The sequence below is a fragment of the Pseudomonas flavocrustae genome (assembly GCF_029872515.1).
GTDB classification, from domain to species: Bacteria; Pseudomonadota; Gammaproteobacteria; order Pseudomonadales; family Pseudomonadaceae; genus Chryseomonas; species Chryseomonas aestiva.
In genome coordinates this window covers 627,561-648,285 of the sequence record NZ_JAPDIQ010000001.1, presented here as the reverse complement: position 1 = coordinate 648,285, position 20,725 = coordinate 627,561, and the positions used below count along the sequence as shown (strand labels likewise).

18 protein-coding genes are annotated in these 20,725 nt (G+C 65.1%); 11 read left to right on the top strand and 7 right to left on the bottom strand.

Annotation, left to right across the window (positions count from 1 at the left end; translation table 11 throughout):
• Positions 1-59: 59 nt before the first annotated feature.
• The 3 genes from mprF (at position 60) to OMP44_RS03030 (ending at position 4,543) form a co-directional block, all read left to right on the top strand.
• Positions 60-2,717, top strand: coding sequence for a bifunctional lysylphosphatidylglycerol flippase/synthetase MprF (gene mprF, locus OMP44_RS03040; RefSeq protein ID WP_263258930.1), 2,658 nt, complete (start codon positions 60-62; stop codon positions 2,715-2,717).
• Positions 2,718-2,724: 7 nt separating this feature from the next.
• On the top strand, positions 2,725-3,999 hold the full coding sequence (locus OMP44_RS03035; RefSeq protein ID WP_280306366.1) for a virulence factor family protein: 1,275 nt from the start codon (positions 2,725-2,727) through the stop codon (positions 3,997-3,999).
• A gap of 238 nt (positions 4,000-4,237) precedes the next feature.
• Positions 4,238-4,543, top strand: coding sequence for a hypothetical protein (locus OMP44_RS03030; RefSeq protein ID WP_273862296.1), 306 nt, complete (start codon positions 4,238-4,240; stop codon positions 4,541-4,543).
• Positions 4,544-4,589: 46 nt separating this feature from the next.
• On the opposite strand, the gene OMP44_RS03025 is transcribed toward OMP44_RS03030, so the two are convergent.
• On the bottom strand, positions 4,590-6,431 hold the full coding sequence (locus OMP44_RS03025; RefSeq protein WP_280306759.1) for a potassium transporter Kup: 1,842 nt from the start codon (positions 6,429-6,431) through the stop codon (positions 4,590-4,592).
• Positions 6,432-6,737: 306 nt separating this feature from the next.
• On the opposite strand from OMP44_RS03025, the gene rimO reads away from it, so the two are divergent.
• Positions 6,738-8,063: a 30S ribosomal protein S12 methylthiotransferase RimO gene (gene rimO, locus OMP44_RS03020; RefSeq protein ID WP_187981377.1), complete on the top strand. Its 1,326-nt coding sequence runs from the start codon at positions 6,738-6,740 to the stop codon at positions 8,061-8,063.
• Positions 8,064-8,070: 7 nt separating this feature from the next.
• Here rimO and cadR read toward each other — a convergent pair whose 3' ends face one another.
• From cadR to OMP44_RS03005, 3 genes are all read right to left on the bottom strand, one after another.
• Positions 8,071-8,541: a Cd(II)/Pb(II)-responsive transcriptional regulator gene (gene cadR, locus OMP44_RS03015; RefSeq protein ID WP_133861122.1), complete on the bottom strand. Its 471-nt coding sequence runs from the start codon at positions 8,539-8,541 to the stop codon at positions 8,071-8,073.
• Between the two features lie 224 nt (positions 8,542-8,765).
• A complete protein-coding gene (locus OMP44_RS03010; protein WP_133861123.1) occupies positions 8,766-8,945 on the bottom strand; it encodes a hypothetical protein in 180 nt (59 codons plus the stop codon).
• A 169-nt stretch (positions 8,946-9,114) separates the two neighbouring features.
• Positions 9,115-10,518 carry a hypothetical protein gene (locus tag OMP44_RS03005; protein WP_280306362.1) on the bottom strand — a complete coding sequence of 468 codons (1,404 nt, stop codon included), beginning with the start codon at positions 10,516-10,518 and terminating at the stop codon, positions 9,115-9,117.
• A gap of 135 nt (positions 10,519-10,653) precedes the next feature.
• Between OMP44_RS03005 and OMP44_RS03000 the strand changes: the two genes are divergently transcribed.
• Positions 10,654-10,905, top strand: a complete 252-nt coding sequence (locus tag OMP44_RS03000) for a CsbD family protein (RefSeq protein WP_017642209.1) — start codon at positions 10,654-10,656, stop codon at positions 10,903-10,905.
• 80 nt (positions 10,906-10,985) lie between these two features.
• Here OMP44_RS03000 and OMP44_RS02995 read toward each other — a convergent pair whose 3' ends face one another.
• The 3 genes from OMP44_RS02995 to tesB form a co-directional block, all read right to left on the bottom strand.
• On the bottom strand, positions 10,986-11,354 hold the full coding sequence (locus OMP44_RS02995) for a response regulator (RefSeq protein WP_133861125.1): 369 nt from the start codon (positions 11,352-11,354) through the stop codon (positions 10,986-10,988).
• A gap of 25 nt (positions 11,355-11,379) precedes the next feature.
• Complete coding sequence (locus OMP44_RS02990) at positions 11,380-12,828, bottom strand: ATPase domain-containing protein (protein WP_280306360.1); 1,449 nt, start codon at positions 12,826-12,828, stop codon at positions 11,380-11,382.
• Between the two features lie 112 nt (positions 12,829-12,940).
• Complete coding sequence (gene tesB, locus OMP44_RS02985) at positions 12,941-13,801, bottom strand: acyl-CoA thioesterase II (protein ID WP_133861127.1); 861 nt, start codon at positions 13,799-13,801, stop codon at positions 12,941-12,943.
• A gap of 171 nt (positions 13,802-13,972) precedes the next feature.
• Here tesB and OMP44_RS02980 point away from each other — a divergent pair, with 171 nt between their 5' ends.
• From OMP44_RS02980 to OMP44_RS02955, 6 genes are all read left to right on the top strand, one after another.
• On the top strand, positions 13,973-15,589 hold the full coding sequence (locus OMP44_RS02980; RefSeq protein ID WP_133861128.1) for a histidine kinase famiy protein: 1,617 nt from the start codon (positions 13,973-13,975) through the stop codon (positions 15,587-15,589).
• Positions 15,586-16,218, top strand: a complete 633-nt coding sequence (locus OMP44_RS02975) for an exopolysaccharide biosynthesis protein (protein WP_280306359.1) — start codon at positions 15,586-15,588, stop codon at positions 16,216-16,218. The genes OMP44_RS02980 and OMP44_RS02975 overlap by 4 nt, the downstream gene beginning before the upstream one ends.
• On the top strand, positions 16,215-17,141 hold the full coding sequence (locus OMP44_RS02970; RefSeq protein ID WP_187979707.1) for a histone deacetylase family protein: 927 nt from the start codon (positions 16,215-16,217) through the stop codon (positions 17,139-17,141). The genes OMP44_RS02975 and OMP44_RS02970 overlap by 4 nt, the downstream gene beginning before the upstream one ends.
• Positions 17,142-17,153: 12 nt before the next feature.
• Positions 17,154-17,930: an NYN domain-containing protein gene (locus OMP44_RS02965; protein ID WP_158891225.1), complete on the top strand. Its 777-nt coding sequence runs from the start codon at positions 17,154-17,156 to the stop codon at positions 17,928-17,930.
• A 154-nt stretch (positions 17,931-18,084) separates the two neighbouring features.
• Positions 18,085-19,326, top strand: a complete 1,242-nt coding sequence (locus OMP44_RS02960) for a zinc-dependent alcohol dehydrogenase (RefSeq protein ID WP_017642201.1) — start codon at positions 18,085-18,087, stop codon at positions 19,324-19,326.
• 53 nt (positions 19,327-19,379) lie between these two features.
• Positions 19,380-20,624, top strand: a complete 1,245-nt coding sequence (locus OMP44_RS02955) for a BaiN/RdsA family NAD(P)/FAD-dependent oxidoreductase (RefSeq protein WP_280306358.1) — start codon at positions 19,380-19,382, stop codon at positions 20,622-20,624.
• The last annotated feature ends 101 nt before the right edge of the window (positions 20,625-20,725 follow it).

Below are 20,725 nucleotides of genomic sequence, written 5' to 3'. Positions count from 1 at the left end.
GCTTGGCAAACCGCGCGCGACCAGTAATCTGACGCGCGTTCCTGTCTAGAGGAGTTTGCATGACTGCACCTGATCCAGCCAAAGAGGTCTCCTCGAAGCCGGCATCCCCTGCGGACCACCCTGTGTCGCCCCCTCAGGCGCTGCCCTGGCGCCTCCTGGAGCGCCTGACGGCCTACCGGCAACCCATCGAACTGGGTCTGACGCTGGTGTTGTTCGCCGCCGCCCTGGTGGTCTGCTGGCATCTGCTGAGCAGCATCGATGGCGAAGCTCTCCATGATGCCCTTCACGATATTCCACACTCCTCCCTGATCGGCGCGCTGATCGCCGCAGCCGCCGGCTTCACCATCCTGCTCGGCTACGAGTGGTCGGCCATGCGCTTCGCCGACGTCAAGCTGCCGGCACGCGCCTGGACCATGGGCGGCCTTACCGCCTTCGCCATCGGCAATGCGGTTGGCCTGTCCATGCTGTCCGGCGGGTCGGTGCGCTATCGCCTCTATGCCCGCCAGGGCCTCAGCGCTCTGGAAGTGGCGCAGATGACGGTGTTTTCCAGCCTGGCGCTGGGCACCGCGCTGCCGCCCCTGGCCGCCATCGCCGCCCTGACCAATCTGCCGGCGTCCACCCAGGCCCTGCGCGTTCCCGAAGCGGTGATCATCACCGTGTCCGCCCTGATCCTGCTCGGCTATGCCGTCGGCATCCTGGCCCTGCGCCGCTGGCGGGTGCCCGAGCAGCCCTGCGCCCACGCCCTGCACTTCCGCATCGGCAAGCGTGCCCTGCGCCTGCCGACCCTGCGGCTGTCCGTGCTGCAGCTGGTGATCACCATCCTCGACGTGACCGCCGCCTCGATGGTGCTCTATCTGCTGCTGCCCACAGCGCCGCCCTTCGGTGCCTTCCTGCTGGTCTACCTGCTGGCGCTGGCCGCCGGGGTGCTCAGTCACGTTCCGGGCGGTGTCGGCGTGTTCGAGGCTGTCCTGCTGGCGGCCTTCGCCAACGAGCTGGGCGCCGCCCAGTTGGCCGCGGCGCTGGTGGTCTACCGCCTGTTCTATGTGCTGCTGCCCTTCGTGATCGCCTGCCTGGTGCTGCTGTTCAGCGAAGGCCGCCGCCTGCTGTCGAACAGTCCGGCCGTACGGGTCGCCTCCGGCCTGGCGGCACCCATCCTCGCCATCCTGGTTTTTTTTTCTGGGGTGGTACTGCTTTTTTCTGGGGTCACCCCTGAAATAGACACCCGCCTGGAAGGCATGGATTTCCTGCTGCCCCAGCGGTTGATCGATGCCTCCCACCTGGGCGCGAGCCTGATCGGCGTCGTCTGTCTATTGCTGGCGCAGGGATTGCGCCGGCGCCTCTCCGCGGCTTGGGCGGTGACCTTGGTCTTGCTGTTGCTGGGCTGCCTGCTGTCCCTGTTGAAAGGTTTCGACTGGGAGGAAGCCTCCATTCTGGCGATCACGGCCGCGCTGCTCGCCATCTTCCGCAAATCCTTCTATCGCCGCAGCCGGCTGATGGAACAGCCCTTCTCGCCGCTGTACGTGACCGCCAGCATCTGCGTGGTCGCCGCCTCGGTGTGGCTGCTGCTGTTCGCCTATCAGGACGTGCCCTACGACACCCGCCTCTGGTGGCAATTCGCGCTGGATGCCGATGCCCCACGCGGCCTGCGTGCCGCCCTGGGCAGTTCGGTCCTGCTGCTGATCATCGCCCTGGGCTGGCTGCTGCGCGCCGCGCCGCCGCCGATCGAAGCCCCCACCAGCGCCGAGCTCGAGCGGGCCTTCGGCATCGTGCGCAAATCCAGTCAGCCGGATGGCGGCCTGGTGATGACCGGTGACAAGGCCCTGCTCTTCCACGACAGCGACGATGCCTTCCTGATGTACGGACGACGGGGTCGCAGTCTGATCGCCCTCTTCGATCCCATCGGCCGCTCCCAGCCTCGCGCCGAGCTGATCTGGAAATTTCGCGATCTCTGCGACCTGCACCATGCCCGGCCGGTGTTCTATCAGGTACGGGCGGAGAACCTGCCGTTCTACATGGACATCGGTCTCACGGCGCTCAAGCTTGGCGAAGAGGCCCGGGTGGACCTGCATGCCTTCGATCTCGACAGCAAGGGCAAGAAGGACCTGAGATACACCTGGAATCGCGGCCAGCGCGACGGCCTGGCTATCGAATTCCACGCCCCGGGCGAAGCGCCGCTGGACGAGCTCAAGGCCATCTCCGACGTCTGGCTGGAGAGCAAGCAGGTGCGCGAGAAGGGCTTTTCCCTTGGTCGTTTCGATCCGACCTACCTCAAGCACTTTCGTATCGCCGTGGTGCGTTTCCAGGACAAGGCGGTGGCCTTCGCCAACCTGCTGGAAACCGAACGCCCCGACCTGGCCAGCATCGACCTGATGCGGGTCACCGCGGATGCGCCCAAGCAGACCATGGAATTCCTCATGCTGGGGCTGATCCTGCACTTCAAGGCTGCCGGCTTCGCCCGCTTCTCCCTGGGCATGGTCCCGCTGGCCGGCCTGCACCCCCGCCGTGGCGCCCCCATCACCCAGCGCCTGGGGGCCATGGTGTTCAGACGTGGCGAACAGTTCTATAACTTCCAGGGGCTGCGTCGCTTCAAGGACAAGTTCGATCCGGAATGGGAACCGCGCTACATGGCGGTGCCCGCCGGCCTGGATCCCCTAGTCGCCTTCGCCGATACCGCCGCCCTAATCGCCGGGGGTTATACCGGCCTGGTCAAACGTTGAGACTCCTATGCTGAAACGTGCACTCGCAGTACTGCTCGTCATCCTGCTGATCGCTGGAGGTCTGGGCTGGTGGTGGCTCCATCGCTGGCCGTCGGCGCCCCAGGTCAAGGTCGTCGAGCAGCCGGATGGCCGCCTGCTGACCATGGCCGCACCCAAGGGCGAGCCGCATGCCCGCGTGGTCCTGGCCACGCCTTCGGACCTGCAACTGGCGGATGCCGACCTGCTGGGCCTGGCGACCAACACCGGCGCCGAGATCGTCCAGTACGAGGTCAGGGTCGCCAGCAGCTGCCAGGCGCAGAACGACGACTTCACCCAGGCGGCCAAGCAGCTGAGTGGCGCCCCGACCTTCGTCGGCGGCATCGGCGCGGGCGCTGCCCGCGCCTGGCGCTGGCTGACGACCCAGGACAACCCGAAGGCGGCGGCCCTGAGCGTGGGCTTCAATCTGGAAACCCTGGATTGCCCCGACGCCCTGCCGGCCAAGGCGGCCGCTGGCCAATGGCACATCGCCTGGAATGATCATCCGACCGACGATTCGGCCATCTTCGTGCGTCAGCAGAGCAATGCCGACCTGACCATCGCCGACTATGGCACTGCCCTGCCGGTGGTGCTGCGCACCCAGCTAAAGAATCGCCTGCTGGGCCAGCACAACGACATCCCGACCATCGAGATGCCGGCCGATCCGGACGTCAAGCCCGGCCATCCCGACGTCGTGACCATTTTCTACTCCGGTGACGGCGGCTGGCGCGATATCGACCGGCTCTCGGCCCAGGCCATGAACGAGGCCGGTTATCCGGTCGTTGGCGTGGACTCCCTACGCTACTTCTGGCAGCACAAGAGTCCCGAGCAGGTCGCCGCCGACCTCGCCAACCTGATGCAGGAATACCGCGAGAAGTGGAACGCCAAGCACTTCGTCCTGGCTGGCTACTCCTTCGGCGCCGACATCCTGCCAGCGGTCTACAACCGCCTGCCCAAGGCGGATCAGGACCAGGTGAGCTCGCTGCTGCTGCTGGCCTTCAGCCGCAAGAGCAACTTCGAGATCGCCGTGGAAGGCTGGCTGGGCAAGCCGGGTGACGAAGCCGATACCCTGCCGGAAACCAGCAAGATTCCCGCCGCCAAGCTGTTCTGCGTCTATGGCGAGGAAGAGAAGGACGACAGCGGCTGCACCCAGGCGGGTCAGCCGGGTGAGAAGCTGGGTCGCCCGGGCGGTCACCATTTCGACGAGAACTACGACAAGCTGGCCGACATCATGGTCAAGGCCATCGAGGCCCGTACGCCGCAATAGCCACCAGATAGACCGGGCTTTAAGCCTGTTCAAAGGCTAGCGAGCTAGAGCTAAGCAAGGCGAAGATGGCTGAGGAAGCGGAGTTTACGATTGGTAAATGAGCATTCCGAGGCCATCTTCAACGCCGCTTAGCCGACGCGCAGCAGACTTTGGACTGGCTTGGGGCCCGGACGAACGGCCGGAACAAGGGGCCGGTCTCCCGCGGTCTATGGCTGCAACAGCCACGGAGACTCCCGACATGAGCACACCGCTTTCCGCCGATGCCGCCAGCAAGATCCTGGTGGATGCCTTTCAGCCCCTTGGCTGCGTGGTGTCTTCCGGCACGGATGGCCACGACCTGGCCCTGGGCGTGGTCGATGCCCAAGGCAAGACGCTCTACACCGAAGAACGGCTCAGCGAGGGCGACTACAGCGATCCCCTGCGCCTGGCCGGCTACATAGGCACGGTGCGCAGCGAGTTGGAAGGCAGTGGGCAGACCCTCGACAGCTGGCAGATGCCCTTCATCACCGATCCCGACGCCCTGCCGCCGCCGGTGTTCAACTAGGCAAAGAAAAGGCCCCTGCTGGGGCCTTTTTTCTTGCTGCGCCGGACTAGATCTCGACCTGGGTACCCAGTTCGATCACCCGGTTCACCGGCAGTTTGAAGAATCTCAGGTTGCCGTTGGCGTTCTTCATCAGGAAGACGAAGAGATTCTCCCGCCAGGGCGCCATGCCCAGCCGCTTGGAAGCGATCACCGTCTCCCGACTGAGGAAGTAGGTGGTACGCATCGGCGTGAAATCCAGCCCTGGATAGGGGCAGTGGCTGAGCGCCAGGGGGATGTCCGGCTCGTCCATGAAGCCATAGTGCAACACCACCCGATAGAAGCCGTCACCGAAGTCCTCGACCTCGATGCGCTCGCCGCGCGATACCCGCGGACGGTCCTCGTAGCGCACCGTGAGCAGCACCACCTGCTCGTGCAGCACCTGGTTGTGCAGCAGGTTGTGCAGCATGGCGTGTGGGACCACATCGGTGCGGGCGGTGAGGAACACCGCGGTGCCCTTGGCGCGGAACGGTGGCTGGGCGCGAATGCTGCTGATAAAGATCGGCAGCGGCAGGGCACCATCGTCCAGGCGTTCCACCACCAGTTGCCGGCCCCGCTTCCAGGTGGTCAGCAGGATGAAGATGATGACACCGGCGATCACCGGGAAGGATCCGCCGGAGAGGATCTTCGGCGCATTGGCGGAGAAGTACAGCACGTCGACCAGCAGAAAGCCGATCAGCAGCGGCACCATGATCCAGCGCGGCCATTTCCACAGCAGCAGGATCACCGCCGACACCAGGCAGCTGGTGATCAGCATGGTCCCCGTCACGGCCACGCCGTAGGCTTCGGCCAGGTTGGCCGAGGACTGGAAGGTCAGGATCAGGAAGATCACCCCCAGCATCAACGCCCAGTTCATCAGCGGGATGTAGATCTGCCCCTGCTCCTGGCTGGAGGTGTGCTGGACCTGCATGCGCGGGATGTAGCCCAGCTGGATGGCCTGGCGGGTCATGGAGAAGGCGCCGGTGATCACCGCCTGGGAGGCGATGACGGTAGCCAGGGTCGCCAGGCCGATCATCGGCAGCAGCAGCCACTCAGGCGCCAGCAGATAGAAGGGATTGCGCACCGCCGCGGGATCGGCCAGCAGCAGCGCGCCCTGGCCGAAGTAGTTCAGCACCAGCCCTGGCAGCACCAGCAGCAGCCAGGCCCGGGCGATGGGCTTGCGCCCGAAGTGGCCCATGTCGGCATAGAGCGCTTCGGCGCCGGTCAGCGCCAGCACCGCCGCACCCAGCACGATGAAGCCCTTCACCGGGTTGTCGACGAAGAATTGCACCGCCCAGCAGGGATTGAAGGCCTTGAGCACCTCGGGTTGCTGGACGATGCCATAGACACCCAGGGCGCCCAGGGTGGTGAACCAGAGCACCATCACCGGCCCGAAGAACTTGCCGATGGTGGCGGTACCGCGCTTCTGGATGGCGAAGATGCCGACCAGGATCACCAGGGCAATGGGTACGACCCAGGCGTCCAGGCCATCGAAGGCCAGCTCCAGGCCCTCCACCGCCGACAGCACCGAGACCGCCGGGGTGATCATGCTGTCGCCGTAGAAGAGCGCGGCGCCGAACAGCCCCAGCAGGACCAGGGTGGTGGCCAGGCGTGGCGAACCCTGGGCGGCGCGGCGAGCCAGGGCCGTGAGGGCCATGATGCCGCCCTCGCCCTGGTTGTCGGCGCGCATGACGAAGGTGATGTACTTGAGGGTGACGACCCAGATGAGCGACCAGAAGATCAGCGACAGGATGCCGAGCACGCTGTCGTGATTCAGCGGCAGGCCGTAGTGCGGCGAAAAGACTTCCTTGAGGGTATAGAGAGGACTGGTGCCGATGTCGCCGTATACCACGCCGGTGGCGAGCACGATCATTCCCAAGGCCGAAGGGGCTTTACCACCGTGCTCGTGTTCCGGACGGCTCATGCAGGGCTCCTAGAGTCTAAAATCGGCGCATCCTGCGCCGAAGCGGCGTCAGGATCAAGTTGAAAAGGCCGGTAGCGTGGCGCGCGCAACCTCTCGGCGCAGCGCTTCCAGCACCATAGACTCCTTGGTCGGCAAAAAGCTCTGCGCGGTCGCCAGGACCCGCCTGCCCCTTCCAAGCGGCGGCAGAGATGGCTAGAATCGCGCGTTTTTTGATCAAGGCGCCTCCTGAGCGCCCGCCGAGGTTAGCCCATGTCCATCCAAACGTCCGCCCCCAAGGTCGGTTTCGTCAGCCTCGGTTGTCCCAAGGCCACCGTCGACTCCGAACGCATCCTCACCCAGCTGCGCATGGAAGGCTACGAGATCGTGCCGACCTATGAAGACGCCGACGTGGTGGTGGTCAACACCTGCGGCTTCATCGACAGCGCCAAGGCCGAATCCTTGGACGCCATCGGCGAGGCCATCGCCGAGAACGGCAAGGTGATCGTCACCGGGTGCATGGGCGTGGACGAGGGCAACATCCGCGGCGTGCATCCCAGCGTGCTGGCGGTGACCGGCCCGCAACAGTACGAGCAGGTGGTCAACGCCGTGCACGAGGTGGTGCCGCCGCAGCTGGAGCACAATCCGCTGATCGACCTGGTGCCGCCCCAGGGCATCAAGCTGACCCCGCGCCACTATGCCTATCTGAAGATTTCCGAAGGCTGCAACCACAGCTGCAGCTTCTGCATCATCCCCTCCATGCGCGGCAAACTGGTCAGCCGCCCGGTGGGTGACGTGCTGTCCGAGGCCGAGCGCCTGGTCAAGGCGGGCGTCAAGGAGCTGCTGGTGATCTCCCAGGACACCAGCGCCTACGGTGTCGACCTCAAGTACCGGCTGGACTTCTGGAACGGCCAGCCGGTCAAGACGCGCATGCTGGAACTGTGCGAGGCGCTGTCGGGCATGGGCGTCTGGGTGCGCCTGCACTATGTCTACCCCTACCCCAATGTCGACGACGTCATTCCGCTGATGGCCGCCGGCAAGCTGCTGCCCTACCTGGACATCCCCTTCCAGCACGCCAGCCCCAAGGTGCTCAAGTCGATGAAGCGCCCGGCGTTCGAGGACAAGACCCTGGCGCGCATCAAGCGCTGGCGCGAGATCTGCCCGGAGCTGACCATCCGCTCCACCTTCATCGTCGGCTTCCCCGGCGAGACCGAGGAAGACTTCCAGTACCTGCTGGACTGGCTCACCGAAGCCCAGCTGGATCGCGTCGGCTGCTTCCAGTATTCACCGGTCGAAGGCGCACCCGCCAACGAACTGGGCCTGGAGCCGGTGGCGGACGAGGTCAAGCAGGCGCGCTGGGAGCGCTTCATGGCGCACCAGCAGGCCATTTCCGCGGCGCGCCTGCAGCTCAAGATCGGTCGCGAGATCGAGGTCCTGATCGACGAGGTGGACGAGCAAGGCGCCATCGGCCGCTCCTACGCCGATGCCCCGGAAATCGATGGCAACGTCTATGTCGACAGCGCCAATCCCCTCAAGCCGGGCGACAAGGTCTGGGTCCGGGTCACCGACGCCGACGAGTACGACCTCTGGGCAGAGACGCTCTGAGTCCTGGCTAGTCGTGCAGACGGTGGGTGCCGGGCACATGGGCGTGTCCGGCCGCACTGCAACTGGCCGTAGTCGCTGACGGCGCCGCCGGTTGACCGAGTTCGCGCAGGATGCCGCAACGGTCACCCTCGCCCTCTCCCTGGCAGTGACGCCTCAGGGTCACCAGTTGCTCGCGAAGCTGATTCAATTCGCGAATGCGCACCTCGACATGATGCAGATGGGCGCCGATCAGGGCATCCACCTGGGCACAGCCGGGTTCGCTGGTGTCGCGCAGGGCCAGCAAGGCCCGAATCTCCTCCAGCGTCATGTCCAGCGAACGGCAATGGCGGACGAATACCAGACGCTCGACCTGAGTGTCGTCATAGCTGCGATAGTTGCTGCTGCTACGCGCTGCCGGGCTCAGCAGCCCCTCCCGCTCGTAGTAGCGGATGGTCTCGACCGCGCAATCGGTGCGTCTGGCCAATTCGCCGATCTTCATCACTCTGTCTCGTTCTGCTGACGGACGCCCAGCCTGCGCCGCCGACCGCTTCGGAGCAAGAGTCCACGGCCGTCAGGAAGGTGCTGAACTGCGGCTTTTCTCGGAGGGGCGGCAGGTGAAGCGAATCACGCGGGGAAGTGGCCGAGACCTGCCTTGGCGGCTGGCCAGACAGCACGACGCCCCGGCGATGAGTGGGTCGCCGGGGCGTCGAGACAGCCGCCAGACTAGTTGGCATTGTTCTGGTAGAGCGCGGAGACCCGGTTCGGATGCTCCGACTGGAACTGCGTTTGCGCATTGGCACGGATCGATTTGTTCGATACGTCGCGGCTGGCAGCGGACGCCGTACCCGACAGCAGGCCCAGGAACAGGACGGCGACGATGGCTTGGACACCCAGGACTTTCATAGCGAATACCTCTTGGTTGTGCTGTTTCGATAGACACAGCGTACTCCAGGTACTAATTTGCCAAAAAGAGCGCTTTGAGAGAGTGATCTTTACCTGTAAGGAAAATATCGCCTGGGAACTTCCAGACCTTTCCTGAGCGTCCGTCTTTCGGCCAAGGGCTCTGGTTCGGCTATCGCAGCTCCTTCAGGTGCTTTTCCAGCCCCATGGCACGGCCGGCGCCGACACTGGTCAGCTGAAAGAAGCCGTAGTCTTCCAGATAGGTCCAGCGACTCCGCGGCCCGCTCCCCGTCTCGCCATGCTGGCACTCCAGGGTCTTGGCCCGCCCGCTGAGGCTGGCCAGTACCTTGCGTGCCTCGCCTTCGCTCACCACCTTGCAGGACAGCCTGATTTCGCGCTGTTCGGTGCCTTTGAGATTGCCGGTCAGGGATTGCCGCCCCTGATAGCCGACCTGGCTACCCACGGCAAGGGCGCGCCAGTCGCCGCTGAAGCTCAGCTGGTCCAGGCTGGCCACCTCTTCCACCGGCAGATTGCCGTTGTCGATACGGGTACGACGTACCAGATCGATCAGCCCGCGCCAGTTGAGCGAATCGACCCGGGCAGCCTTGCCCTGGGCACTGAAGCGCAGCAGGCCGGGCTGCGGGCCGGGGCTGACCTGCACCTCTTCGCGATAGGCATGGGTCTGGCCTTCGTAGCGACTTTCGCCCTCCTCCACGAAGCGCTGGACGGCCAGACGCGGCGCGGGTAACGCCTGCGCCTTCAACGCCTGCAGGGGCTGAGCCTGCGGCGCGGGCAATTCGCCGAGGGGCGGTGGTGCGGCCGGTGCGGTGGCGGCAGCCTTGACCCCATCCAGGCGTGGCGTGGCCAGTAAGGCGTCCCGACGATCACAGGCGGCTTCCAGCAGCGTACGCCGCTCGACCGGCGCCGCCGTGAAGGCCTCCTGGCCCTGGGCGCCCAGCTGGCTGTCGGTCACCCGCCCGCGGTCGTCCAGGCCGTAGCGCGCCAGCAGCAGGTAACGACGCGCCGTGCAATCGGCGGCCAGGGATTCGCGCCACTGACGCACCGGAGCGCCATAGCGCGGCGTCTGCACCGCGACGGCCAGTTGCTGACCGCCCCAGAAGCGGCGTATTCCGTTGGCATCCACCAGGCTGTTACGGTCGATCACCAGGGTGTCACCGCCAGGGCCACTGGCGAGGGCGCGCCAGTCGGTATTGGCCGGCTGGGCGCAGAGCGCCGCCACATCGGGACGCTGCCTGAGCGTCGCGACCTTGGTAGCGCTCAGCGGCAGGGGCACGGCATAGGCATTCACCCGTCCGGGATAGACCCGCTGAGCACCATCAAGGTAGAGCAGCTCGGCCTGGTCGGTCGTGCAATCCAGAGAAACCAAGGCGGAACCGCCCTCTGCCAGGGCAAGTGCCAGCTGCAGGCGTGAACCTTCGCGCAGAACGCTTTCGGCGATGATCGGACGGGTAAAGAGGTCATCGGCACTGGTCGGGGGCTCGACCGGCGGCTGCTGGGTGCTGCAGCCAGCCAGTAGCGACAGCAGGCAAAGGACGGAAAGACGGCTGGAGATCATGAATCCTCTCGACAGGGAACCGCGAAAGATGTCGCGAACAGCAAATTGACCTGAACGAAATGCGTCTGGCGCGGATCAATAAAGGAAGCATGCCGTTTGGCATGACCTCCCCCGTTTCCCACACGAGGTGCATTTATGAATACCGATCAGATCATAGGCAATGCCAAGGACGCTACCGGCAAGGTCCAGGACAGTTTCGGCGCAGCGACCGGCAATGCCGACTGGCAAGCCGAGGGCAAGGCCCGTCAACTGGAAGGCAAGCTGCAGGAGCAATATGGCCAGGCCATCGACTGCGCGCGCAATGTGACCGCCGACAAGCCCTTCACTGCCCTGGCCATCGCCGGCGGTGTCGGTTTCGTGCTGGGCGTACTGCTTTCGCGCTCCTGATCGGAGACGCCGGGCTGGCCACTGCGCCAGCTCCACAGCAAAAAGGCCTGTCTAGACAGGCCTTTTTGCTGTGGAGCCCATTAACGTTCCAGCGTTACCAGGTGCTTGTGTACCGCGTCCACGATTTCGCCAATGTTGAACGGCTTCTGGAACACGGCATCGAACAGCTCCGAACTCTCCTGGGCCAGGTGTGCCTGGGCCCCGCTCATAAGGATGATGGGCAGGTGTTGCAGGCCCTGGCGTTCACGTAACGCTTCCGCCAGCTCACGGCCATTCATCACCGGCATCATGAAGTCGGTGATGACCAGCGACGGTAGTTCTCGATCGAAGACATCAAGCGCTCGGCGGCCGTTGCTCGCCTTGACCACCATGTAGCCTTCGTCTTCAAGAGCGAAGGCCAGGATGTCCGCTATCAGAAATTCGTCATCGACTACCAGTATCGTCGTCATGTGGAGACTCTCCCAGCCGACGCGATCATGGTTGTATTGAGGGCATGGCTGAACCGGAAAGCACCTTCACCATGTCTTTGAACGCCTTTTTCAGTTCGATTCCAGAGTTGTCTATCACCATCTCGCGTAGCGAGGGGTCATAAAGGCTATCCCGCACCTTGAGGATGGACAGAACTCTTTTGATCTCCGCCTCGGCCTCGACGAATCGCAGCAAAATCAGATTGTCCACCATGCTGGAAAGTTCGGGGGCCGGCGCTGCTATGTCCGCGCCAAACATGTCCCGTAATTCCCAGGTAGCTAGAACTGTGACGCCCTGGGTACGCAGCTCGTTCAGTAATGCGCTGAAGTATTCGATGAGCCGCCCCTGTGGCAGGGCGAAGCGGGCAATGGCGCCCAGGCTGTCGATCACCAGCCGTCTGATGCCGTGCTGCTGGACCAGCGCGAGCAGCTTCAGACCCACTTCATCAAGGCGCAACTCGGTCGTGGGCTGCCAGTGCATGTGCAGTGCGCCCTGATCGATACGCCCGGCCAGATCGAGCCCCAGGGCGTCGGCCTTGAGTTGCAGCCGCTCCGGCGGTTCATAGAAGCTGAACATCAGACCGGGGGCCTCGGGCGTGCAGGCGGCCAGGAAATTCAGCGAAATGGACGTCTTGCCGGAACCCGAAGGCCCCATGAGCAAGGTGGTCGAGCTTTCCGGTAGCCCGTTCTCGATCATCGCATCCAGCGAAGCCACGCCGCTGGTTACCCGCTGGTGCCCAAGGCGATAGGTCGCGCCCACCGAGGGATCGCGATAGAGAGTTTCCAACCGTGGAAACACGGTGATGCCGGCATCGGAGATGGTGAATTCGTGGAAGCCCGGCAACGCGCCGCTACCGCGGGTCTTGCGCAGCGCCAGGCGGCGGATGGTGCGACTGCCGATCTCTTCCTCGTGCAGGTCCAGCACGCCATCGACCATGGTGTGTTCCGGGCTGCCATCTTCGAGACGCGCGCTGGTGAGAAAGATCACCGTGCAACCGGCAAAGGCCGCATGCCCCTGCAACTCGGCGATGAACTTCTTGGTGTCGATGGGCGTTTCCGCACGCGAGCGCGCATTGAGCAGGCCATCCACCACCAGCAGACTGGCCTTCTGCCGGCTGATCTCGCGCCGCAGCAGGCGCACGACCTCATCCAGCCCCTCGCCTTCCATGGTGTCGAAGGCGCTCAGGTACTGGACCTGATCCCCGATGCAGGAGCGGTCGAAGAAATCCAGCGTGGAAAAGAACTGGAACATCCGCTCGTGGGTTTCCGACAGCATGGTCGCAAACAGCACCCGGCCACCGCCGCGCACATGGTTGAAGGCGATCTGATTGGCCATGATCGATTTGCCGGAGCCCGGACGGCCCTGGATGACATAGGACGCGCCTGCGACCAGGCCTCCCTTCAAGATCTCATCCAGCCCCTGGATACCGGTTACGACGCGCTCGAGTCGATTCAAGAACGATGCCTCAAACTAATGATGTGTCTGGGACGCCTGGACAGGCGCCCGGTGCTTCGCAGGCAAGAGCCTATAAGGGTGCTACCGAAATAGCCAGCTAGAGGGCCTGGTCTTAGCCGCGTTTGCGAATCAGTCCTTCCTGGGCTACCGAGGCCACCAGCTGGCCCGCGCGGTTGTAGATGCTGCCGCGGCACAGGCCACGCGCGCCACCGGCCCAGGGACTGTCGATGGCGTAGAGCAGCCAGTCGTCCAGACGGAAATCGCGGTGGAACCAGACCGCATGGTCGAGGCTGGCGATCTGCAGCGAGCGATCCCAGAAACTGGTGCCATGAGGCAGCAGCGAACTTGGCAGCAGGTTGAAGTCCGAGGCATAGGCCAGCAGGTAGCGGTGCAGCGCCGGCTGGTCCGGCAAATCGCCCGTGGCGCGGAACCAGACGTGGCGGACCGGCTCGGTCGGCTCCGGCTTGAAGGGATCGGTAAAGACCACCGGGCGCATCTCGATCGGCCGTGGCCCCAGCAGCTTGTCGCGCAGCGGCGCGGGGATCAGCTCGGCATAGCGCTGGGCATGGGCGATCTCCGACTGCAGGGTCTCGGGTGCGGGCACCTCCGGCATGGTCGTCTGGTGTTCGAAGCCAGGCTCCTCGACATGGAAGGAGGCGCTGCAGAAGAAGATCGGCTGCTCGCCCTGGAAGGCGGTGACCCGGCGGGTGGAAAAGCTGCCGCCATCGCGGATGCGATCCACCTGGTAGGTCACCGACTCCACCGCCGAACCGGCGCGCAGGAAGTAACCATGCAGCGAGTGCACGCGGCGCTCCACCGGCACGGTCTGGCTGGCCGCCGACAGCGCCTGACCCAGCACCTGTCCACCAAAGAGCTGGGGAAAGCCGAGATCCTGGCTGCCGCCGCGATACAGATCGGGGGCCAGGGATTCGAGGGTCAGCAGATCGACCAGGTTGTCCAGCACCTTGCTCATGGGGAGGGTTCCTTGACAGAGAGCGATCATCATACGCAAAACCGGTCAAATCCTGTGCGTTCGCCGTGCTTCCAGACACATTGCTCATCGTATGACGATAACTGGTGGAGCTTGTGGCCGTATAAGCGGTCACAATGAAGGTATCGCTGTCCGCTCGCAGGCTTCCTTTCCATGACCGAAACCGCCAACGCTTCGTCTCCCCACCCTTCCGCAGCGCAGATCGCGGAGCTGGGCAAGGGCCTCGGACACGACGACATCTTCTTCGCCGCCGTGAAGAAGACCCGGATGCCGATGATCGTGACGGATCCACATCAGCCGGATAATCCGATCATCTTCGCCAACGAGTCCTTCCTGCGTACCACCGGCTATGCCCTGGACGAGGTGATGGGGCGCAATTGCCGCTTCCTGCAAGGGCCTGACACCCGTCCGGAGCACATCGCCGAAATCCGCAATGCCGTACGCGAGCAACGCGATTGCGACATTGAGCTGCTCAACTACCGCAAGGACGGCTCGACCTTTTGGAACGCGCTGTTCATTTCGCCGGTGTTCGATCACGAGGGGCACCTGCGCTACTACTTCGCCTCGCAGCTGGATGTCTCCCGTCGGCGCGATGCCGAGGACGCCCTGCGCCAGGCGCAGAAGATGGAAGCCCTGGGCCAACTCACCGGTGGCATCGCCCATGACTTCAACAACCTGCTGCAGGTGATGGTCGGCTACCTGGATATCCTGAGGATCAACCTGGACCGTCCGGAACTGGACAAGGACAAGGCCAAGCGCCATGTTGACAACACCCGCGACGCAGTGAATCGAGCGGCGACCCTGACCCAGCAGCTGCTGGCCTTTGCTCGCAAGCAACGCCTGACCGGGCGCGCGGTGGACCTGAACAAGCTCATCAATGCCCGCCAGGGGCGCCTGACCCAGGCGCTGGGTGAGCCCTTCCGCTTCATCTTCCGACCAGCACCGGCGCTGTGGAATTGCCGCCTCGATCCGATCCAGCTGGAAACGGCGCTGCTCAATATCGTCGACAACGCCCGCCTGGCCATGCAGGAGCGAGGCGCCGGCACCCTGACCCTGGAAACCCTCAACGTCGAGGTCAATGGCCAGGACCTGGCCCACGGCGGTCTGGCCCAGGGGCATTATGTCTGCATCGCCCTGACCGACACCGGCAGCGGCATGTCCACCGACGTGCTCGGGCGCGCCCTGGACCCCTTCTTCACCACCCGCGACGAAGGCCAGGGCAGCGGCCTGGGCCTGTCCATGGTCTATGGCTTTCTCAAGCAGTCGGGCGGCCTGGTCAGGCTCTATTCCGAAGTCGGCATAGGCACCTCGGTGCGTCTCTACTTCCCGGTTTCCGAAGAGGAGGCGCGTGAGCATCCGGCACCCCTGCCGACCCCGCACGAAGACGGCGGTGGCTCCGAGACCATCCTGGTGGTGGATGACCGACCGGACGTGGCGGCGCTGGCCCAGGCCATCCTGGAGGAGACCGGCTACCAGGTGCTGGTCGCCCACAATGGCCAGCAGGCGCTGGACATCCTCGCTCGCGAGCCCGCCGTCGATCTGTTGTTCAGCGATCTCATCATGCCGGGCGGCATGAATGGCGTGATGCTGGCCAAGGAGGCCCAGCGGCGGCAGCCCGAGTTGCGCATCCTGCTGACCACGGGTTACGCCAACAACGCGCTGGAACTCGAGGAAGGCAACGGCGAACGCTTTCCGATTCTCAACAAGCCCTATGGCCGCCAGGACCTGACCCGCTGGATCCGTCGCATGCTGGACAGCGGCCAGCCATGAAGGACGAGGCCCTGGAGCACGAGCCCGCCAGCTGCGATGCCGGGCAGGATGGCCCGGTAGACCTCCAGAGCTTTCTGGCCTGCCTGGAGCGGGTGGGTAACAGCCCGAACCAGGTCTCGGTGCGGCACCTGATCGATGCCATCGGCAGCCGCTCCTTCGGCCCCATGATTCTCCTGCCGGGGGTACTGGCGATCTCGCCGCTGACCGGCATTCCCGGTATCGCTACCGCCATTGCCGTCTTCGTGATGCTGGTGAGTGGCCAGCTGCTGCTTGGCCGGGATCATTTCTGGCTGCCGCGCTGGGTGCTGCAGCGCTCGGTTTCGCGCGGCAAGCTGCGCAAGTCGCTGCGGCTGCTGCAGCGGCCGGCGCGCTGGGTGGACAAGGTGGTCAAGTCGCGACTGCGGGTGCTCACCTCGCGCCCGGCGCACTTCGTCACTGCCCTGCTCTGCATCCTGATCGCCGCGACCATGCCGGTGCTGGATCTGGTGCCCTTCGCCAACACCACGGCGGGACTGGCATTGACCTCCTTCGCCCTGTCGCTGATCGCCCGCGATGGTCTGCTGTTCCTTCTGGCACTGGGTTTCTGCACCGGCATCCTCTGGTTCATCCTGGAGCTCCTGGTGTTTTGAGCACGCGCCTGCCACTGGTCTACCACGAGGACTACAGTCCGCCCTTCCCCGCAGGCCATCGCTTTCCGATGGAGAAATTCCGCCTGCTGCACGAGCACCTGAGCGCCAGTGGCATTCTCGGCACGGACAACTGGCAGCGGCCCGAGCTCTGCCCGGACGAGGTGCTGGCGCTGGCCCATGCGCCCGCCTACATCCGCGCCTTCCAGGCCGGCGAGCTGGCGCCGCCGCTGCAGCGCCAGCTGGGCCTGCCCTGGAGCGAAGCCCTGGTGCGCCGCACCATCCGCGCCGTGGGCGGCTCCCTGCTCACCCTGGAGCTGGCGCTGCGCCATGGCCTGGCCTGTCACCTCGCCGGGGGTACCCATCATGCGCACCACGACTATCCAGCCGGCTTCTGCATCTTCAACGACCTGGCGATCCTGGCGCTGTCGCTGCTGGAAAGTGGGCGCGCCGGGCGGGTGCTGATCCTGGACTGCGACGTCCACCAGGGCGATGGCACCGCACGCATCCTCGCCGAGGTGCCGGACGCCGTCACCGTCTCGCTGCACTGCGCCACCAACTATCCGGCGCGCAAGGCGCAAAGCGACTGGGATATCCCCCTGCCCCGCGGCCTGGACGACGCCGGCTATCTTCAGGTTCTCGACGAGGCCCTGGGCTACCTGCTGCCCCTTCATCAACCCGACGTGGTGCTCTACGACGCCGGCGTCGACGTCCACCGCGATGACGCCCTGGGCTATCTGGATCTCACCGATGCCGGTCTCGCCGCCCGGGACGGTTTCGTCTTGCGGCGCTGCCTGGCGGCGGATATACCGGTCGTGGGAGTCATCGGTGGCGGCTATTCCGCCGATCGCCAGGCCCTGGCCCGCCGGCACGGCATTCTCCATCACACCGCGACCCAGGTCTGGCAGGAACTGGGCCTGACCTGAACAGGAGTTTTCATGAGCAAGACAGTCAAGACCTCTGAATCCAGCCAGGCGCGCCTGGCTGTACTGATCGATGCCGACAACGCACCAGCTGCCATCGTCGACGGTCTCATGGCCGAGATCGCCCGCTTCGGTGTGGCCAGCGTCAAGCGCATCTATGGCGACTGGACCCAGCCGCAACTCAACAGCTGGAAAAAGGTGCTGCTCGACCACTCCATCCAGCCGGTGCAGCAATTCGGTTATACGAAGGGCAAGAACGCCACCGACAGCGCCCTGATCATCGACGCCATGGATCTGCTCTACACCCGCCGCTTCGACGGTTTCTGTCTGGTTTCCAGCGACAGCGACTTCACCCGCCTGGCGGCGCGGCTGCGCGAGGAAGGGCTGACGGTCTATGGCTTCGGCGAAGAAAAGACCCCGGACCCCTTCGTCTCGGCCTGCGACAGATTCATCTACACCGAGATCCTCAGATCCAAGCCGCGCGAAGAGCCGCGGGAAGCCAGCAGTACCACCGACAAGCCGGCCACCACCAATCGCGGCAAGCCCAAGCTGAGCACCATCCTCAAGCTCATTGAACAGGCGGTGGAAGACGCCTCCGACGAAGGCGGCTGGGCCAATCTGGGCCTGGTCGGCACCAACCTGGGCAAGGTGCGTCCGGATTTCGATGCCCGCCTCTATGGGCATCGCAAGTTCAGCGGTCTGGTCAAGGCCCATGGCGATCGTTTCGAGGTCCAGGAACGCGACCCTGCCGATCGCAGCGCGGGCAAGGCCGTCTATATCCGCAACCGCTGACGCCGCTGCGCCTGCCCGGCTCTAGACTGGGCACTGGCGGCGAAAAGCCGCGATCGGTCACTATCAAGGTGCCATACCACCGGTCCGAGGCCGCGGAACCGCTCGGCTGGCGGTGGCCTCAATCCTAGGTGCTTACCGCCCTACGGAGACCGCCATGCGAGCCTTGACCTACCACGGTGCCCACGATGTCCGCGTCGATACCGTTCCTGATCCGACCATCCAGGATGCCGACGACATCGTCCTGCGGGTGACCGCCACAGCCATCTGCGGCTCGGACCTGCACCTCTATCGCGGCAAGATTCCCACCGTTGAGCACGGTGATATCTTCGGCCACGAATTCATGGGTATCGTCGAGGAAACCGGTCCGGCAGTGACCGCCGTGCAGAAAGGCGACCGGGTGGTGATTCCCTTCGTCATCGCCTGCGGCAGCTGCTTCTTCTGCAACCAGGATCTCTACGCCGCCTGCGAAACCACCAATACCGGCCGCGGCGCCATTCTCAACAAGAAGCAGATCCCACCGGGCGCGGCCCTGTTCGGCTTCAGCCATCTCTACGGTGGCGTACCGGGCGGCCAGGCCGAGTACGTGCGCGTACCCAAGGCCAACACCGGGCCCTTCAAGGTGCCCGGTACCCTGGCCGACGAGAAGGTGCTGTTCCTTTCCGACATCCTGCCCACCGCCTGGCAGGCGGTGCTCAACACCGGCATCGGTCAGGGCTCCAGCATCGCCATCTACGGCGCCGGGCCGGTCGGCCTGCTGTCCGCGGCCTGCGCGCGGATGCTGGGTGCCGAGCGCATCTTCATGGTCGATCACCACCCCTATCGCCTGGCCTATGCCCAGCAGACCTATGGCGTCATCCCGATCAACTTCGACGAAGACGATGACCCGGCCGCGACCATCATCGAGCAGACACCCGGCAAGCGCGGCGTCGACGGTGTGGTCGATGCGGTAGGCTTCGAGGCCAAGGGCAGCACCACCGAGACCATTCTTGCCAACCTCAAACTGGAAGGCAGCAGTGGCAAGGCCCTGCGTCAGTGCATCGCCGCGGTACGGCGTGGTGGCACCGTGAGTGTCCCGGGCGTCTATGCCGGCTTCATCCATGGCTTCCTGTTCGGCGACGCCTTCGACAAGGGCCTGACCTTCAAGATGGGCCAGACCCACGTACAGCGCTATCTGCCGGAACTGCTGGAACATATCGAGCGCGGCGACCTGGCGCCGGAGGCCATCATCACCCACCGGATGTCCCTGGAGCAGGCGGTCGAGGGCTACAAGATCTTCGACAAGAAGCAGGAGGACTGCCGCAAGGTGATCCTGACGCCGGGACGCACGGAGCCCCTGATTCCGGAGCGACTGGAAGAACCCCTGGCGGCGCCCCTGGGTCAGGCTGGCGTGGTCTAAGAGCCCAGCACCTCGCGTACAATGGCGGCTTTCCGTAGCTCCTGGATGCCGCCATGTCTCTCTCCCCCGCCACCCCTGCCGTCGCTGTCATCGGAGGTGGCCCCGCCGGGTTGATGGCGGCCGAGACCTTGGCCGCTGCCGGCATCCCCGTAGACCTCTTCGACGCCATGCCCTCCGTGGGCCGCAAGTTCCTGCTGGCCGGTGTGGGCGGCATGAATATCACCCATGCCGAGGAACAGGCCGCCTTTCGCCGGCGCTATCGCGAACGCGAGCGCGGCGTCGGTCTCTGGCTCGATAGCTTCGACAGTGATGCCCTACGTGCCTGGATCCATGACCTCGGCATCGAGACCTTCGTCGGCACCTCGGGGCGAGTGTTTCCCGCCGACATGAAGGCCGCGCCGCTGCTGCGCGCCTGGCTGCATCGCCTGCGCGATCAGGGCGTACGCATCCACACCCGCAGCCGCTGGCTGGGCTGGGACGCCGAGGGTCGGCTGCGCCTGGCGACCCCGGAAGGCGAGCGCCTCTTGCAGTTCCAGGCCTGTGTACTGGCGTTGGGCGGCGGCAGTTGGCCGCGCCTGGGCTCGGACGGTGCCTGGCAGGCCCTGCTGGCCGAACGTGGCATCACACTGCGACCGCTGGAACCGGCCAACTGTGGCTTCGAGGTGGCTGGCTGGAGTGACTTCCTCAAGACCCGCCATGCCGGCGCGCCAGTCAAGCCCGCCGCCCTGGCTCTGCCCGGCCAACCGCCACGCCAGGGCGAATTCGTCCTTACCGAGACCGGCATCGAAGGCAGTCTGGTCTATGCGCTGTCTGCCGAGATCCGCTCGGCCATCGAAGGCGCCGGCCAGGCCACCCTGACCCTGGATCTGGCCCCCCAGCGCGACCTCGCCGAACTCGGCCGGGCACTCGCCAAGCCACGCGGCAGCCAGTCCCTCGCCAATCACCTGCGGCGTCACGCCGGGATCGACGGCGCCCGCGCCGCCCTGCTTCGCGAGCTGGCCCCGGCGGAAACGTTCCAGGACATGGCTCGGCTGGCCCAGGCCTGCAAGGCCCTGCCCCTCACCGTGGTCAGACCGCGCCCCCTGGCAGAAGCCATCAGCAGCGCGGGCGGGGTGCACCTGGAAGCATTGGATGAGGGCCTGATGCTGCGGCAATTGCCTGGCGTCTTCTGTGCCGGCGAGATGCTCGACTGGGAAGCACCCACCGGCGGCTATCTGCTCACGGCCTGCTTTGCCAGCGGCCGGGCGGCGGGCCAGGGCGTGCTGCGCTGGCTGGCCGCTGGTGACAGGTCGGCCTGAGCAGTCCCGGCGCGATGCCGCTCTACTGCTCGCGGCCGGCCTCGGTGATGCCAGACGGCGACCGGGCGCGGTAGCATAGGCAGCGACCACGGCGATCATCA

What these genes read in the sequence shown, in the direction of transcription:
- mprF (WP_263258930.1), top strand. Translation starts at nt 60, where the DNA reads ATGACTGCACCTGATCCAGCCAAAGAGGTCTCCTCGAAGCCGGCATCC.
- OMP44_RS03035 (WP_280306366.1), top strand. Translation starts at nt 2,725, where the DNA reads ATGCTGAAACGTGCACTCGCAGTACTGCTCGTCATCCTGCTGATCGCT.
- OMP44_RS03030 (WP_273862296.1), top strand. Translation starts at nt 4,238, where the DNA reads ATGAGCACACCGCTTTCCGCCGATGCCGCCAGCAAGATCCTGGTGGAT.
- OMP44_RS03025 (WP_280306759.1), bottom strand. Translation starts at nt 6,431, where the DNA reads ATGATCGTGCTCGCCACCGGCGTGGTATACGGCGACATCGGCACCAGT.
- cadR (WP_133861122.1), bottom strand. Translation starts at nt 8,541, where the DNA reads ATGAAGATCGGCGAATTGGCCAGACGCACCGATTGCGCGGTCGAGACC.
- OMP44_RS03010 (WP_133861123.1), bottom strand. Translation starts at nt 8,945, where the DNA reads ATGAAAGTCCTGGGTGTCCAAGCCATCGTCGCCGTCCTGTTCCTGGGC.
- OMP44_RS03005 (WP_280306362.1), bottom strand. Translation starts at nt 10,518, where the DNA reads ATGATCTCCAGCCGTCTTTCCGTCCTTTGCCTGCTGTCGCTACTGGCT.
- OMP44_RS03000 (WP_017642209.1), top strand. Translation starts at nt 10,654, where the DNA reads ATGAATACCGATCAGATCATAGGCAATGCCAAGGACGCTACCGGCAAG.
- OMP44_RS02995 (WP_133861125.1), bottom strand. Translation starts at nt 11,354, where the DNA reads ATGACGACGATACTGGTAGTCGATGACGAATTTCTGATAGCGGACATC.
- tesB (WP_133861127.1), bottom strand. Translation starts at nt 13,801, where the DNA reads ATGAGCAAGGTGCTGGACAACCTGGTCGATCTGCTGACCCTCGAATCC.
- OMP44_RS02980 (WP_133861128.1), top strand. Translation starts at nt 13,973, where the DNA reads ATGACCGAAACCGCCAACGCTTCGTCTCCCCACCCTTCCGCAGCGCAG.
- OMP44_RS02975 (WP_280306359.1), top strand. Translation starts at nt 15,586, where the DNA reads ATGAAGGACGAGGCCCTGGAGCACGAGCCCGCCAGCTGCGATGCCGGG.
- OMP44_RS02965 (WP_158891225.1), top strand. Translation starts at nt 17,154, where the DNA reads ATGAGCAAGACAGTCAAGACCTCTGAATCCAGCCAGGCGCGCCTGGCT.
- OMP44_RS02960 (WP_017642201.1), top strand. Translation starts at nt 18,085, where the DNA reads ATGCGAGCCTTGACCTACCACGGTGCCCACGATGTCCGCGTCGATACC.
- OMP44_RS02955 (WP_280306358.1), top strand. Translation starts at nt 19,380, where the DNA reads ATGTCTCTCTCCCCCGCCACCCCTGCCGTCGCTGTCATCGGAGGTGGC.